Origin of the sequence: Streptomyces sp. WZ-12, assembly GCF_028898845.1 — a bacterium.
Classification (GTDB): Bacteria; Actinomycetota; Actinomycetes; order Streptomycetales; family Streptomycetaceae; genus Streptomyces.
Map to the genome: position 1 here is coordinate 277688 of NZ_CP118574.1, position 14024 is coordinate 291711.

15 protein-coding genes are annotated in these 14024 nt (G+C 69.2%); 11 read left to right on the forward strand and 4 right to left on the reverse strand.

Translation table 11 applies throughout. The features are described 5' to 3' along the window. Positions 1–117 precede the first annotated feature (117 nt). Positions 118–1305 (forward strand): cytochrome P450 family protein, encoded by a 1188-nt coding sequence (locus PV796_RS00720; RefSeq protein ID WP_274910758.1) that lies wholly within the window; start codon positions 118–120, stop codon positions 1303–1305. A gap of 106 nt (positions 1306–1411) precedes the next feature. Further along, positions 1412–2107: an aspartate/glutamate racemase family protein gene (locus PV796_RS00725; protein WP_274910759.1), complete on the forward strand. Its 696-nt coding sequence runs from the start codon at positions 1412–1414 to the stop codon at positions 2105–2107. Positions 2108–2616: 509 nt separating this feature from the next. On the opposite strand, the gene PV796_RS00730 is transcribed toward PV796_RS00725, so the two are convergent. Then, positions 2617–2847, reverse strand: a complete 231-nt coding sequence (locus PV796_RS00730) for a DUF6296 family protein (RefSeq protein WP_274910760.1) — start codon at positions 2845–2847, stop codon at positions 2617–2619. A 402-nt stretch (positions 2848–3249) separates the two neighbouring features. Here PV796_RS00730 and PV796_RS00735 point away from each other — a divergent pair, with 402 nt between their 5' ends. The 5 genes from PV796_RS00735 (at position 3250) to PV796_RS00755 (ending at position 8233) form a co-directional block, all read left to right on the forward strand. After that, positions 3250–4593 carry a serine hydrolase domain-containing protein gene (locus PV796_RS00735; protein WP_274910761.1) on the forward strand — a complete coding sequence of 448 codons (1344 nt, stop codon included), beginning with the start codon at positions 3250–3252 and terminating at the stop codon, positions 4591–4593. 102 nt (positions 4594–4695) lie between these two features. Beyond that, complete coding sequence (locus PV796_RS00740) at positions 4696–5169, forward strand: nuclear transport factor 2 family protein (protein ID WP_274910763.1); 474 nt, start codon at positions 4696–4698, stop codon at positions 5167–5169. A 712-nt stretch (positions 5170–5881) separates the two neighbouring features. Then, a complete protein-coding gene (locus tag PV796_RS00745; RefSeq protein ID WP_274910764.1) occupies positions 5882–6076 on the forward strand; it encodes a hypothetical protein in 195 nt (64 codons plus the stop codon). Positions 6077–6436: 360 nt separating this feature from the next. Next, the gene (locus PV796_RS00750; RefSeq protein WP_274910765.1) at positions 6437–6994 is read left to right on the forward strand and encodes a methylated-DNA--[protein]-cysteine S-methyltransferase; all 558 of its coding nucleotides are present in this window, start codon (positions 6437–6439) and stop codon (positions 6992–6994) included. Between the two features lie 489 nt (positions 6995–7483). Then, positions 7484–8233, forward strand: a complete 750-nt coding sequence (locus PV796_RS00755; protein ID WP_274910766.1) for an alpha-ketoglutarate-dependent dioxygenase AlkB family protein — start codon at positions 7484–7486, stop codon at positions 8231–8233. Between the two features lie 101 nt (positions 8234–8334). On the opposite strand, the gene PV796_RS00760 is transcribed toward PV796_RS00755, so the two are convergent. Then, positions 8335–9219 (reverse strand): hypothetical protein, encoded by an 885-nt coding sequence (locus tag PV796_RS00760; protein WP_274910768.1) that lies wholly within the window; start codon positions 9217–9219, stop codon positions 8335–8337. A gap of 22 nt (positions 9220–9241) precedes the next feature. Between PV796_RS00760 and PV796_RS00765 the strand changes: the two genes are divergently transcribed. Both PV796_RS00765 and PV796_RS00770 read left to right on the forward strand, forming a co-directional pair. Next, on the forward strand, positions 9242–9961 hold the full coding sequence (locus PV796_RS00765; protein ID WP_274918804.1) for a sensor histidine kinase: 720 nt from the start codon (positions 9242–9244) through the stop codon (positions 9959–9961). Between the two features lie 227 nt (positions 9962–10188). Next, the gene (locus PV796_RS00770) at positions 10189–10824 is read left to right on the forward strand and encodes a hypothetical protein (RefSeq protein WP_274910769.1); all 636 of its coding nucleotides are present in this window, start codon (positions 10189–10191) and stop codon (positions 10822–10824) included. Between the two features lie 245 nt (positions 10825–11069). Here the strand turns inward: PV796_RS00770 and PV796_RS00775 are convergent, their stop codons facing one another. Further along, positions 11070–11402, reverse strand: a complete 333-nt coding sequence (locus PV796_RS00775; protein WP_274910770.1) for a cupin domain-containing protein — start codon at positions 11400–11402, stop codon at positions 11070–11072. A 230-nt stretch (positions 11403–11632) separates the two neighbouring features. Here PV796_RS00775 and PV796_RS00780 point away from each other — a divergent pair, with 230 nt between their 5' ends. Continuing rightward, positions 11633–12334, forward strand: a complete 702-nt coding sequence (locus PV796_RS00780; protein ID WP_274910771.1) for a FadR/GntR family transcriptional regulator — start codon at positions 11633–11635, stop codon at positions 12332–12334. Positions 12335–12658: 324 nt separating this feature from the next. After that, entirely contained in the window at positions 12659–13447 is a 789-nt protein-coding gene (locus PV796_RS00785) for an alpha/beta hydrolase family esterase (protein ID WP_274910772.1), read from the forward strand. Positions 13448–13502: 55 nt separating this feature from the next. Here the strand turns inward: PV796_RS00785 and PV796_RS00790 are convergent, their stop codons facing one another. Further along, the gene (locus tag PV796_RS00790) at positions 13503–13916 is read right to left on the reverse strand and encodes a (R)-mandelonitrile lyase (RefSeq protein WP_274910773.1); all 414 of its coding nucleotides are present in this window, start codon (positions 13914–13916) and stop codon (positions 13503–13505) included. Positions 13917–14024 lie beyond the last annotated feature (108 nt).

Here is a 14024-nt window from a genome sequence, read left to right on the forward strand (position 1 = left end):
CAATCCCCGCAGGCCACGCAGACCCCTCGGACCCCTCCAGTCCCCGAGGCCCCCGAGATATCCGCCTCGTCGCGACCCCCGTCCGCCGGCCCGGCGCAGCCTCCCGAGACGCTCCCGTTGCTCGATCTGGCCGCCTACGGCGAGGACTTCGTCGCCGACCCGTATCCGTACTACGCCAAGCTGCGCGCCCAGGGACCCCTTCACCGGGTGCGCACGCCGCACGGCCAGGAAGCGTGGCTGGTCGTCGGCCATGAGGCGGTCCGCTCCGCGCTCGCCGATCCGCGCCTGGGCAAGGACTGGAGCAGCGCCAACCTGCAACGCGTGGTCGGCGACGACGCTCCCCTGTTCACCAACATGCTGGACGCGGACCCGCCGCATCACACCCGGCTGCGGAAGCTGGTGGCGAAGGAGTTCACGTCCCGCCGCGTCGAGGCGCTCCGCCCCCGTGTGCAGCACATCACCGACGAGCTCCTCGACGCGATGCTGGCTGCGCCGGACCGCCGCGCCGACCTCATCGAGGCGCTGGCCTTCCCGCTGCCGATGACCGTCATCTGCGAGCTGCTGGGCGTGCCCTCCATGGACCGCGACGCCTTCCGCGCCTGGTCACAGGAGATCGTCTCGCCGACCGGTCAGGAAGCGGTGCAGAGCGCCGTCCTGGCGATGTCCGAGTACCTCACCGCCCTGATTGAGCGCCAACGCCACGAGCCCGTGGACGGGTTGCTCAGCGCCCTGATCCAGACCAGCGACGAGGATGGTGACCGGCTCTCCCACGCAGAGCTGATCGGTACGGCGTTCCTGCTGCTCGTCGCCGGCCACGAGACGACGGTCAGTCTGATCTCCAACGGAGTCCGGGCCCTACTGGAGCACCCCGCCCAACTGGCCGCCCTACGGGCCGACGGTGGCTTGTTGGACAACGCCGTGGAGGAGATGCTGCGCTACGACGGCCCGGTGGAGACCGCCACTTGGCGTTTCGCGGCCGAGCCGGTGGAGGTCGGCGGCACCGTGATTCCCACCGGCTCCCCCGTTCTGGTCTCGCTCGCCTCGGCCTCCCGGGATCCCGAACGGTTCGACGGCGCCGACGACTTCGACATCACCCGCGACCCGCGCGGTCACGTCGCCTTCGGCCACGGCATCCACTTCTGCCTCGGCGCACCGTTGGCCCGTCTGGAGGGCCGGATCGCTCTGCGCTCCCTCCTGGACCGCTGCCCGGACCTCGCCCTGGACACCACCGCGGCCACCCCGACCTGGCGCCCCGGCCTCCTCATGCGCGGTATGCACCACCTCCCGATCCTCTGGGACGCATGACCTGCCCGGCTACGAGCCGGCGTCGCGCCGCGGCACAACACACCGCCGACCGGCCCTCCGACCGGTCGGCACGGACGCTGTCACTGCCGTGTGCGACAGTGTTGTCATGAAGACCATCGGGCTGATCGGCGGCATGAGTTGGGAGTCCTCTGCCGAGTACTACCGCCTGCTGAACGAGCTGACGCGGCAGCGGTTGGGCGGGTTGCACTCGGCCAAGTGCGTGCTCTATTCAGTGGACTTCGCGGAGATCGAACGCCTCCAGGTCGAGGGGAGATGGGACGAGGCCGGCGTCGTCCTGGCCGAGGCCGCCAAGGCCCTGGAGGCGGCGGGGGCCGAGTTGCTGCTGATCTGCACCAACACCATGCACAAGGTCGCCGACCAGGTGTCGTCTGCCGTCGGCGTGCCCGTTCTGCACCTCGCCGACACCACCGCGGAGGCCGTGCGCGGCAAGGGACTTCGCCGCGTCGGGCTGCTGGGCACCGCGTTCACCATGGAGCAGGACTTCTACCGCGGCCGCCTGGCGGGCCACGGCCTTGAGGTGCTGGTCCCCGAGGCCGTCGGACGCGAGACCGTCCACCGCGTGATCTACGAGGAGTTGTGCCTGGGCATCGTCAAGGAGGAGTCCCGGGACGCCTTCGTCGCCGTCATCGACGACCTGATCGCCGCCGGGGCCGAGGGCATCGTCCTCGGTTGCACCGAGATCGAACTCCTCATCCGCCCGCAGGACAGTCCGGTACCCGTTTTCCCGACGACTCGCCTGCATGTCGAGGCAGCGCTGACCCGGGCGCTGGCCGGCCCATGAACCTTCCCGCTCCGTGCGGAACCTTCCACCAACTCATCCGTCCTGTAAGAGCGTTCGGTCCGTTCCGGCCCGTGACCGCCCGCCCCGGGCTTGACGCGAAGACGGGTACGCTGACGTGGTGTCTCATACCGAGTTGGAACGCTTAGCGCGCATCCGGATACAGATCACCGGAGAAACCCTCGAACGCGCCCTCGCCGTTCTGCGTGGAGACACCACCGATGCTGAGGCCACCACCGCCCCCGCCCTACGGGCCGTCCCTGACCCCGGGTCTGGGTCTGTGTCTGGGTCTGGGTCTGGGTCTGAAGCATCCGCAACCCAGTCCGCACAGGACGCGGACACCGAGCCGCCTCGCCAGTCACCGCCGCCCCGTCGCCGGCACCTGCGCAGCGTGTAACGCCCGGATGGCCCTTGTGCCGTCCGGACGGCTTCTCGTCGGCCTCATCGGCGAGGCGTGAGCCGGCTCGCCGGCACGCGGGGCCGCCACCCCAGCTCCATGGGCTCGGCATCCTCTACAGGCTCAGCGCCCGCGCCAGCATGGGCGTCCGGGGCGCCTGGTGTCCTCCACTCGCCAGCATGCGGACCTCACCCCGATCACTGATCTCCGCGCGCACGATCCCCGATTCATCCTCGTAGATCGGATACCCGCCCGCTCCCGCCTGGTCCGTACGCCGGACGATCACGACGTCGTCCTCGACCGCGGGGGCCTGAAATACCAGCTCATAGCGTTCCGGGTAATCCATCGGGGCCTCCCGATACTGCTCTGCGGGTACTGCCGCCGCGCTCGCCCTGCCGCCCCGCCACTGCTGCACGACACCGCGACCCCGGCCCTTCCATCGTCGCCCAAGTCAGCCCGCCACGCCTCACCGCCGCCGCTGCCTCGCATCAGGGGCATCTCATCAATCATTCAAGCAAAAATCGATGGGCTTGCCGCCTGTCACACCACGCTCCGACTCTTACCGTCGAAATTCCCGATCAAGGTAGACCCGTAGGTTGATGTCTCGTGCCTGTCCCACCGCGAGAATCAATACAACGAAGCGCCGACGAAGACCGATGGATGATCCACGCCGATGAACTCCCACTGCTGAACTCGACTCCACACACGTGTTTCTGAGCACCTCTCACTTCCAACTCCAGGAGATTCCATGGCGATTGACCGCAGCACCCTCTGGCGTCCCGGTCTGGTCCTTACCGCGACAACCGCCGCGCTTTGCCTCCTGACCGTTCCCACCGCCGCCTCCGCCTCCACCGTCACCTCCCCCATCCCGTCGCCGACCACCAACGCGGTCACCCTGGCCACTCCGTCAACGGCGCCGGGTCCTGCCCCGCACGCCACACTTGACCGGCTCGCCCTGCAGAGATCCCTCCAGGCTTTCCACGATGCCGGGATGTACGGCGCGTACTCGGCCGTGCGGGACGGCTCCGATGACTGGCACGGCGCGGCCGGCGTCGCCGACGTCGAGGCCGGGCGTCCCACCACTCCGCAGATGGAGCACCGCATCGGCAGCATCACCAAGACCTTCACCGCGGTCGCCGTGCTCCAGGAGGTTGGCAAGGGTCACATCGATCTCGACGCGCCCATCGACCGCTATCTGCCCGACCTCATAACTGGTGAGCGCGGCCGCGCCATCACCGTCCGGATGCTGCTCAACCACACCAGCGGTATTGGCGATTACTCCGGGAAGATCTTCACGACCGCGGACAGTCTGGAGGGCAACCGCTTCCACACGTTCCCTCCACAGGAGCTGGCCCGCCTCGGCATCGCGGCACCGCCCTTGGGCAAGCCCGGCGAGGCCCACCACTACTCCAACACCAACTACGTCCTCGCCGGCCTCCTGTTGCGGAAGGTCACCGGCCAATCCCCCGAGACCTACATCACTGAGCACGTCATCCGCAAAGCCGGCCTGCGGCACACCTACTTCCCCCAGTCCCCCACCATCTCCGGGCCGCACGCGAAGATGTACGAGGCCGCCTACGGAGGCTTCAATCCGCCGCGTGACTTCAGCGTCTACAACATGTCCTGGGCCTCGACGGCCGGCTCCCTCGTCTCGACGATGCCCGACCTCAACCGCTTCTACCGCGCCCTCCTGGGCGGCGAGTTGCTCGCCCCGACGGAGTTGCGCCAGATGAAGACGACCGTGCCGATCCAGGGCTCCACCGCACGGTACGGCCTCGGTCTGCTCCGCATGGCCTCGCCCTCCTGCGGAGAGCTCTGGGGCCACAACGGTCTGGTGCTGGGCGCCATGACCTGGTCCCTCCACAGCGCGGACGGCCGCCGCCAGGTCTCCCTCGGCTTCAACCTCACCCGCTACCAGAAGCTCGACGCCACCGGTCAGCCGATACCTAGCCCCATCGACACCGCCATGAACGACCACCTCGCCCAGGCGGTATGCAGCACCGGAGGCAGCCCTCGCACCGACCGCCCCTCCCTCGCACCGTCCTCCTTGGCCGCCCAACTAGGCTCCATACCGGCCCAGCAGAGCCGGTAGCGCACTCGTCAACAGCTCGCTCATCAACTCCGCAAGCGCCCATCCACCGCGCTGCACCTGCCTCAGGACTTCCCCTGGCGCACCATCCACAGAGGACTGCCCATGCCTGACGAAACGATCGATCCGATGGATCGGCTGCTCGCCGAGCGCGCCTGTGAACGGCTGATCATCGGCTTCGTCCACCGTCTCGACCTCGGCGACCCGGGCTCCGTCGCCGAACTGTTCACGGACGACGGCGTCTGGGAATGGCCCCACGCCCAACGCCGTGTCGCCGGACGCGAAGCGTTGCGCGAGTACTTCGGCTCCCGCCCCGGGGACCGGCTGTCCCGACGCCTGATGACGAACATCCTGGTCTCCGTCACCTCCCCCACGACGGCGACCGCCACCTCCTACCTCACCACGTACCGGGTGGACGGCTTCGTCGACGGTATGGTCCCTCCCCAACTGCCCACCAACGTGGGCCACTACGAGGACACCTTCCGCAAGGTCGACGGCATATGGCTCCTCGCCACCCGGACCACACACCTGGCCTTCGGGGCCGACACCCGGCGTCTCCCGCCCCCGAGCGAAAGCTGAGCGGAAAGGAGCGGAGCAGAAAGAAGCGGAGCGGCAAGGAAGCGGCAAAGAGCCCCGCTCCCGGGCGTTGCCACGGGAGCGGGGCGGGTCCGAGAAGCGCCAGCAGCTCGGATAGTTACGGGGCTACAGTACGGGCGACCACTGACACTCCGCGCCGCCGCACCGTCAGGCCACCCCGCGGCCCCCGCCCGCGGATACACCACCCCGCGCGCCCGCGCGTCCCGACCAGCCCTACAGCAACCGCCAACGCCCCTCCGCACGCTCCCGGATCCCCCTGCAAAAGCTCAACCCCCGCTCCGCACACGCCTCATAAACATCACCCGATCCGGGGAACGCGCCACGACCGCTGGCATTGTCGCTGCGCCCGAGAAATCCAGCCGAGAACGACTCGCGCGTCCGCTCGTCGCCGTGGGGGCTCTCATCCGCCCTGCCCCGCGGGTCCGTTGTCACCGGGCGGAGCGGCAGCGGTCTTCCGTAGGCCGGATCGCATGACGCCCTGTTGACGGTTCGCGGGCCGGCGGACAGGGTGGGGCGAGCGCGGAGCGTGTGGGAATGGACACATGCAGGCAGCGAGGGGAGGGTGAGGTGCTGACGGTCTTTACTGGTCAGCGAGTTGAGGTGGAGTCAGGGCGATCAATGGAGCGGGCTCGGGGGCCTCATGGCTGAACCGCGCGGGAATGCGTTGTCAGTGGCTGCCCCTAGCATGTCTCACATGTCCCCAACTCCTTCTGCCCATACGGCTACGCCCGTTCCTGCGTCCGAGGCCAATGACTCGATCCGGCGTTTTGTGCGCGCCCGGCACGGTCTGGCCTGGACGGCGCAGGACATGGCGGAGTATGCGGTGCTGCTGGAGATCTGGACGCTAGCGGTGCGCGCTGAGGTCACGGAGGTCGTCGAGGCCGCCTAGCCGAACGCCCACACGGATACGAGGCACGTGCGAAGGCTCTGGTGCCGCCCCCTCCAGCGGGCCGCGCCAGGGCCGTCCTCATCGCCGTATCCGTAGCCGTAGCCGTAGCCACCCGGACGTCTGGCTTCCGGCTCGTCTTTGCGCATGCCTCTCGCACGCCACGCAGCGGCCGCCGGGCTTTCTGTCGCCCGCCACCCTCGCTACTCACGCCCTGCACGCCCCACGGCGGGCAACCACCCGCCGTGCGACGTCCTTTCCCCTCCCGCTCCGAATCGCCACGTCCGATTTCCGCCAGCCTTCGCTTCGGAAAACCGGCAGACTCAAAGAAAGCCCAGGTAACAGCACGCCCGAGGACGCGCCATGAACACTCACGACACCACCATCAGCACTTCCACCGCCCCCACTACGACCTCCTACACGACCCTCGACAGCCCTGTCGGCGAGCTGCTGCTCGTCGGTGTCGGCTCCCCCACCGCGCCCGGCGGCATCGCCCTCACCTCGCTCTCCATGCCCGAGCAGCGCACGGCCCCGACCGTTGCCTCGCACTGGCGGCGCGACGCCGCCCCGTTCGCCGAGGTCATCCGGCAGCTCCGGGCCTACTTCGACGGCCGACTGACCAAGTTCAAGCTGGAGTTCCACACCACGGGTACGGACTTCCAGGAGCGCATCTGGCGGGCCCTGGACGACATTCCGTACGGGACCACGACCACCTACGGCCGTCTTGCCGAGGCCCTCGACGTGCCGCGCGCCGACGTCCGCGCCCTGGGGGCCGCGATCGGGGCGAATCCGCTGCTGCTCGTACGCCCCTGCCACCGGGTGGTCGGCGCCGACGGCACCATGCGGGGTTACGCGGCGGGCGTGGAACGCAAGACCGCGCTGCTCACCCACGAAGGCGCCCTTCAGCCCACGCTCATCTGACCGCCATCGAGCCGCTGGCCGGCCGCCGCTCGCGGGCGCCCAGGGCGCGCCCGTCACGGCAGTCGCCCGCGGAGCCGTACCGGGCCGCCGAGCGAACTGCCGTGCCCCCTACGGCCGTTGACCGTTGACCGTCCGCCATCGGCCGGCACATGAGAGTCGGCACACCTCATGAGCCATACGAGCCGTATGAGCCGTATGAGCCGTATGAGCCGTATGAGCCGTATGAGCCGTATGAGCCAGAGGCACGCTACGTCATCGGATGATCACGGCCCTGGGCCGGAGGGTGCCCGCGGTCCGCCGGCACCGATCCCCAGTGGCCCGCCCCCGCCCCACGGCATCCGCCCCCTCCGACCCGTGGCACGCTGAAGGTAGGGACCACGAACACCCGCGGACACCTGAAAGTGGACAGGCGAGCAGCCCGCCTCCCGGAGACCTCTTCCAGGCCACCCCTCCACCTCCCCACCCACATCAAGGCAGGTCACCACGGTCATGACCACCCCATTCCCCGGCTTCGAGGATGTCGGGCAGCTCCGCGGGCCCGGTGGACCGAGCAGCCCCGGGGGACCCCGTCGGCCCGGGACGTCGCCCGGGTCCGAAGAGCGCGCCCGTCGGGAACTGGCTCCCGGGGCGGTCCACGTCCCCGGTTGGCTCTCGCTCGCGGAGCAGCGCGAGCTGGTTACCGCCTGCCGCGGCTGGGCGCGCGGCCCGGTGCCCATCCGGCACACCAAACTCCCGCGGGGTGGCGTGATGTCCGTGCAGACCGTGTGCGTCGGATGGCACTGGCAACCGTATGCGTACAGCCGCACCGCCGATGACGTGAACGGCGCCCGGGTCGCCGAATTCCCGGACTGGATGGTGGCGTTGGGGCGGCGGGCGCTGGTCGAGGCGTATCAGGACCCCTCGGCGGGCGACGAGTACACCCCGGACACCGCGCTGATCAACTTCTATGACAGTGCGGCCAAGTTGGGCATGCACCAGGACAAGGAAGAGCGCTCGGGTGCGCCGGTGGTCTCGCTCAGCATCGGTGACACCTGCGTCTTCAGGTTCGGCAACACGGAGACCCGTACCAAGCCTTACACCGACATCGAGTTGGCGTCGGGAGACCTGTTCGTTTTCGGCGGGCCGTCGCGGTTCGTGTACCACGGGGTACCCAAGGTGTATCCGGGGACTGGTGACCCCGCCACCGGCATCACCGCCGGCCGTCTCAACATCACCATGCGCGTCACCGGCCTCGGCTGATCTTCCCCACGCACCGGCCGGCTACCAAGAGCACACGGGACGCATGCGCCGGTCGAAGATGACGGCCCGGCCGTCCATGGTGTCGGACGGCCGGGGAGTTCTCAGCCGTGGGTGACTCCGCAGGTGCTGAGGATGTGCTTGGACTTGGGGTCGACGTCGCGGCCGATGTACTTGCGGGTGCCGTCGACCGTGAACAGGACGGGGGCGTCCAGGGTGGGTTCGTGCAGGCCGTCGAGGCCCGCCTTGTTCAGGCACGCGTACATCGTGCGGAGTTCGGCGAGTCGGGCGGCGTCGCTCTTGTCGTCGTCGGTCTCCGGGGCCGGTAGTTCCTTGCGGCAGGGGCCCATGATGTCCTCGAACCACTTCCGGGCGAATTCGTCAGTGTAGGTGGGTCTACCGTCGCTGCCCTGGCCGGTGCCCATTTCGCGCACGTTCTTGGGGACGAGGTCTCCTTGGTTCCTTCCGGTGCCCTCTTCCACTTCGATGCCGACCTGTTGGGCCTTCTTGGCCGTGCACGACTTGAACTTGGCGTGCCACTCGTCGAACGCCTGGGCCGCTTCCTTGCTGCCCGCCTTGTACTTCTTCCCCGAACCGGCAGTGGGGGCTGCTGAGTTGGTGTTGACTTCGGGGGTCTGGAGGGAAGCGACGGTGTCCTTGCCGTTGGTGTGGTCGCCGCGGTGGGAGTCGCTACCGCATCCGGCGAGGAGCATGGCGGCGAGCCCGGCCGCCAGGGTCAGTGCGGTGGTACGGCCGAGCCCGACGCCGCCCAGGCCGCCGTCGACGACTTGGCGCCCCACCTGTGGACCGGAGTCCCCCTCGCCGCCCTCGTCGTGGCCGCGGCGTCGTACCTCTCCACCCGGCGGGCGCTGCGTCCCGTCGAGGCCATCCGCACCATCCGCTCCCAACTCGCGGAGATCGGCGAACGGCGCCTGGACCGGCGGGTCCCGGTCCCCCGCGCCCGGGACGAGATCTCCCGGATGACTCACCACCAACGAAACCCTCGACCCGCTGGAACACGCCGCCGCACAACAGCAACGCTTCGTCGCCGACGCCGCACACGAACTCCGCAGCCCCCTCACGGCGTTGCGCACCCAGTTGGAGATCTCCCTCGCCCATCCCCACACCACCGACTGGCCCGACGCCACCCGGCAGTCCCTGGCAGCCACCCGCCGCCTGCAAGAACTCGCCGACGACCTGCTCTTCCTCGCCCGCCCCGACCGCGACCGGGAACGGACCGCCCTGGTCGACATCGCCAGCCTGGCCCGGGAACTGGCAACGGAGCTCCGAACCGGACGCCCACCCGCTCCCACCCTCACCGTCCACGCCCCACCGACCGCCCCCGTACACGGCAACGCCCTCCAACTGGCCCGGCTCCTGCGCAACCTCCTCAACAACGCGGTACGCCACGCCCATACGACCGTCACCGTGACCGTCGAGGCCCTCGACGCGGCCGGCACCACCGACGGAACGCTCCGCATCCGCGTCCACAACGACGGCTCCCCTCTCGCCCCGGCCGACCGTGAGCGGATCTTCGAACGCTTCACCCGGCTCGACGAAGCCCGCAGCCGCGACGCGGGCGGCAGCGGCCCCGGCCTGGCCCTCGCCCGCGAGATCGCCACCCGTCACAACGGCCGCCTCTACGTCGAACCCACCGCCAGCGGCGCCACGTTCACCGCAGGGCTCCCTGGCACCCCGCACTTCCCCGCGCCGTCAGCTGTCGGCATGTGACCTCTGACGGGACAGGCGCCACTGCAGCGGGAAGACACACCATGGTGCGCGACCAGGCAACCGCGCCTCGGGCCTGTCCGACGAGTCGCGCGGCCTGGCATCGGGCGGGGCGCCCCTTTCGCACAGCGAGTGGAGTTGGCCGAAGCGGTACCTGCCGAAGAACCCGAGAGCCGGGTCCCGCTTCCGAGCACTTTGCGTTCGGCGAAGAATGTTGCAAGGTTGGCGTCATGACAGCGAGTCAAGGCTTCGCAAAAGAGCCTCGAACCCTCACTCCCCACGAGTACGAGCAGGCGTACGCACGACTTACTGCCGTCGCCCTCCGCTACGGCGCCCAGTTCGACGCGCATGCCGCCCATGACGCTTTGACCGAAGCCTTGGCCGCCATCGGCGTTGCGGCCCCGCCCCCTCAACCCACGTCGGAGAGCAGCGCTGCGGGACGGACGGCTGGCGGCGTGATGTGGCTTCTCAGCGATGACGAGGGCGCCCGGCACGGGGGGTTCGTCCTCGGCCGCCTTGCTGATGACTCAACCTCCGCCCTCGCACCGGGACAGGCCCAACGCGAGCGCCAGTTCACCGACGACTCCACCGCCTACGGCGGCACGTGGCTCGGTCCCGAGCTTGGTGTCCCGTCCGAACAGCCGCTGGCCCTCGTTCCCGGATGTGCGTGCGGGTGGCGCGGTCCTGACCTCCCCTACGATCCCGCCGGCGGGGTCTGCGGCAACGGGACGTGCTACGACGGGCAATCCGTCGACGCGCACCGGCTGTGGAAGGCGCACGCGCAGGCTGCACTGTCCACTGACACCCCGCAGGAGCGCAACAGCCGCCTCTGCGCAGTCACCGCACCGGCGCGAACTCAACGATGAACGCTGCCCCAGTCCGCTCCGGCTGCCATCTCCACGTTGACCGCGCCGTGGCGCCGGGCGCATCGGGTGGCGCAGCACACGGAGTTGCGTCGCAACAACCTTCAGAGGCCCGTTGTCCGGAGCCGCAGCACGTCGGCAGCGGCACCGGCCACGCGCCCCAGCTCTGACCGTCCGACCGCAGCACCAGCGAGTGCGCGGACCGTCGCCTTGCGCTCGCTGGTGCCGGTGCCTGTCCGGTGTGTTGGTCAGCCGGTCTTGGCGACGGTGAGGAGCACCGCTGAGTTCTCGATCGCGTCGAGACTGTGGCGAACCGGGGGGATGACGAGCAGATCGCCGGCCCGCCCCTCCCAGGAGGTGTCGCCCTCGGTGAGCCGCACATGTCCGTGCAGCACAAGAAGAGTTGCGTCCCCGGGGCTGTCGTGCTCTGCAAGGCCGGAACCGGCGGTCAACGCCAGGACGGTCTGACGCAGTCCGCGCTCGTGACCGGCGTAGACGGTTGCCGCACTGCGTCCGGAAGTGGCACCTGCCGCGCGTTCCAGGTGCTCGCGCGCCTGCTCGTCCAGGGAGATTGTCTGCATCGTGCCAGTATCCGACACGGCATACGACCCTCCAAACCCAGGCCCGGATCCGTAGTTGGACCGTAACCGTCGAACTGCTGCGGGGGGTGCTTCACGGGAGGAGCCCTCGGCCAGCGCGCCCGACCGGGCAGCTGTCCCCCGACTCCATCCCCTCTTGCTCGAACGCCGTTCTCACCACTCTCGAAATTGATATAGTCAATTGGTCAATTGCGTTGGCGGGAGGCTGAGTTATGTCATCCGGCACGGTGGGAGACGAGGGTCAGGCGCGGCCGCCAGGCGGCCTCTCCGAGCGGCTGGCCGCCGGCTTGCTCGACCTGATCGCGGAGCGGGGGCTCGCGCCCGGCGACAACCTGCCGACCGTGCGGGCCCTGGCCGAAAAGTTCGGCGTGACCCCACCCACTATCCGGGAAGCCCTCCGCAGGCTCCAGGCGACCGACGCCGTCCAACTCCGGCACGGCTCCGGCATCTTCGTCGGCCCCGGGCTGCGCCGGACGCTGCTGCCCAATCCGCACTCCATGCCCCTCCGCAACGAGCAGATCCTCCAGCTGGTCGAGGCACGGCTCACGATCGAACCAGGCATCGCCGCGCTCGCCGCCCAGCACCGCACCGACGACCAGTTGGCGCGACTGGAGATCACCGTGGAGATCGCCACACGGCCGTGCGTGCCCCGGACCGGCCCGCGCAACTTCCATCGCGAACTGGCCGGTTGCTCCGGCAATCCCATGCTGTTCGACGTCATCGACTCGCTGCTCGCGGTGCGAAGCCGAGAACAGCGATCCCTGCGGCGGCTCGTCCGGGACCGTCCCCGCGACCGCGACCAGCACCGGGCGATCTTCGAGGCGGTGCGGGACCAGGATCCCACCACCGCCGAAGAACTCACCGGACAGCACCTGCGTGAACTGCGTGACAGCACCGCGGCGTTGCTGGGTTGATGGGTTGATGAGTTGATGGGTTTTTTGGTGGGGCGCAACAAGAGCCACCCAACGAGCGCGATCCGAGGGAGACGAGCACTCATGCGAATTCGCTTGCGACAGGGTACGCGTCGGCGCCTGCACCGCCGGTCGGCGACCTGCCTGGCCGTCGGGCTCGCCGCCGCACTGGCGGCGGGTTCGCTGACAGCGTGTTCATCCGCTCGCACCACAACCACCGCGACAACCACAACCATGGCTACGGCCGCGGGCCGATCCGCCTCGGTCGGGCCGGCCGACGGTGGGTCGGCGTGCACGGGCGCGGCGAACTCCTCCACTACGCGAACCATGAACGTCGGCGGGCAGTCCCGTACGTTCATCGAGCACCTGCCGGCCGACTTCTCGCCCCGGACGAGGAAACCCGCGGTCATCGCCTTCCACGGGCGCGGCGAGACCGACAGCCGATTCGCGGCGTATGCGCGGCTCGACGACGCCGACGCCATCGTGCTCTACGCCCAGGGCCTCAACGGCAAGGACGGAAAGCCGTCTTGGGAGGCCAGCCCCTACCTCGGTGCCTGGGCGCACGACTACGCGTTCGCCACCGACTTGGTGCGTTGGCTGGCACAGTCGCCGTGCGTCGACGCCACTCGTATCGGCATGACCGGCAAGTCGGACGGTGCCGGGTTCGCCGCGTCGGCGGCATGTCGCATCGGTGGAGTCGCGGCGGTCGCGACCCTCTCCGCGGCGTTCTACCAGGACTACAACCACTGCACCGCCGGCGGGCGCCCCCTCCCGGTCCTCAACATGCACGGCACCGCCGACCCGGTCATCCCCTACGACGGAAAACCGGCCCGCAGGCTGTACTCGACCGATGACTGGATCCAACTGTGGCGCCAGCGTGACCGGTGCACGGGACGAGCCACCGATCGCAGGCTCGCGCCCGATGTCGTCCAGACCACGTGGTCGGGCTGCGCCAGCGGGAACACCGTCGTCAACTACCGCATCATCGGCGGCGGACACACCTGGCCGGGTGCCACCAAGCCCAGCGGCCCCGGCGGCACGACCCACTCGGTCAACGCCGCGCAGACCGTGATGGCGTTCTTCGCCGCTCATCCCCTCCCGCGTACGCATCCATGACCAGGCGGAGGTGCCCCCAACGAGGCGGTGGCCCGGCATTCTTGCTGGTTACTGGTTACTGGCTGCGGCGGCGCGAGCCGTTGTACTGCTGGTCGGTGACCAACTCGGCCCACAGCGTTTCGGGGGAGTCGTCCTCGGTGCCTTCCCACATGGCGAGGTGTGCCATGAAGCGGTCGGGGGTGGCGCCGTGCCAGTGTTCCTCGCCGGGCGGGCAGCTGATGGTCTCGCCTGGGTGAGCTTCCAGGATGACGCCGTCCCGCGTGCCGATCAGGGCGATGCCTGAAGTGACGTGGAGGGTCTGTCCGACGGCGTGGGAGTGCCAGTGGGTGCGGGCGCCCGGGGAGAAGCGGACGAGGTTGACGCGCATCCGGGAGGGTTCCCGGCCGGCGACGATGACGTCCCACCACACGTCCCCGGTGAACCAATCGGCCGGCGCCTTGCCGGTGGGCTGCTGCCTGACGAATTCCATGGTGGTCCTCTCAGTGCTGCGCTTGATGAACGCTCGTGAATCGGGTCCTTCTGAATCGCGTGCTCGTGAATCGGGTGCCTGTGTTGTCGATGTCTTGTTGCAGATGCC

Bases quoted from the DNA above. Each gene is read 5' to 3' on its own strand.
- PV796_RS00725 (WP_274910759.1), top strand. From the start codon at position 1,412: ATGAAGACCATCGGGCTGATCGGCGGCATGAGTTGGGAGTCCTCTGCC.
- PV796_RS00730 (WP_274910760.1), bottom strand. From the start codon at position 2,847: ATGGATTACCCGGAACGCTATGAGCTGGTATTTCAGGCCCCCGCGGTC.
- PV796_RS00735 (WP_274910761.1), top strand. From the start codon at position 3,250: ATGGCGATTGACCGCAGCACCCTCTGGCGTCCCGGTCTGGTCCTTACC.
- PV796_RS00740 (WP_274910763.1), top strand. From the start codon at position 4,696: ATGCCTGACGAAACGATCGATCCGATGGATCGGCTGCTCGCCGAGCGC.
- PV796_RS00745 (WP_274910764.1), top strand. From the start codon at position 5,882: ATGTCCCCAACTCCTTCTGCCCATACGGCTACGCCCGTTCCTGCGTCC.
- PV796_RS00750 (WP_274910765.1), top strand. From the start codon at position 6,437: ATGAACACTCACGACACCACCATCAGCACTTCCACCGCCCCCACTACG.
- PV796_RS00755 (WP_274910766.1), top strand. From the start codon at position 7,484: ATGACCACCCCATTCCCCGGCTTCGAGGATGTCGGGCAGCTCCGCGGG.
- PV796_RS00770 (WP_274910769.1), top strand. From the start codon at position 10,189: ATGACAGCGAGTCAAGGCTTCGCAAAAGAGCCTCGAACCCTCACTCCC.
- PV796_RS00775 (WP_274910770.1), bottom strand. From the start codon at position 11,402: ATGCAGACAATCTCCCTGGACGAGCAGGCGCGCGAGCACCTGGAACGC.
- PV796_RS00780 (WP_274910771.1), top strand. From the start codon at position 11,633: ATGTCATCCGGCACGGTGGGAGACGAGGGTCAGGCGCGGCCGCCAGGC.
- PV796_RS00785 (WP_274910772.1), top strand. From the start codon at position 12,659: ATGAACGTCGGCGGGCAGTCCCGTACGTTCATCGAGCACCTGCCGGCC.
- PV796_RS00790 (WP_274910773.1), bottom strand. From the start codon at position 13,916: ATGGAATTCGTCAGGCAGCAGCCCACCGGCAAGGCGCCGGCCGATTGG.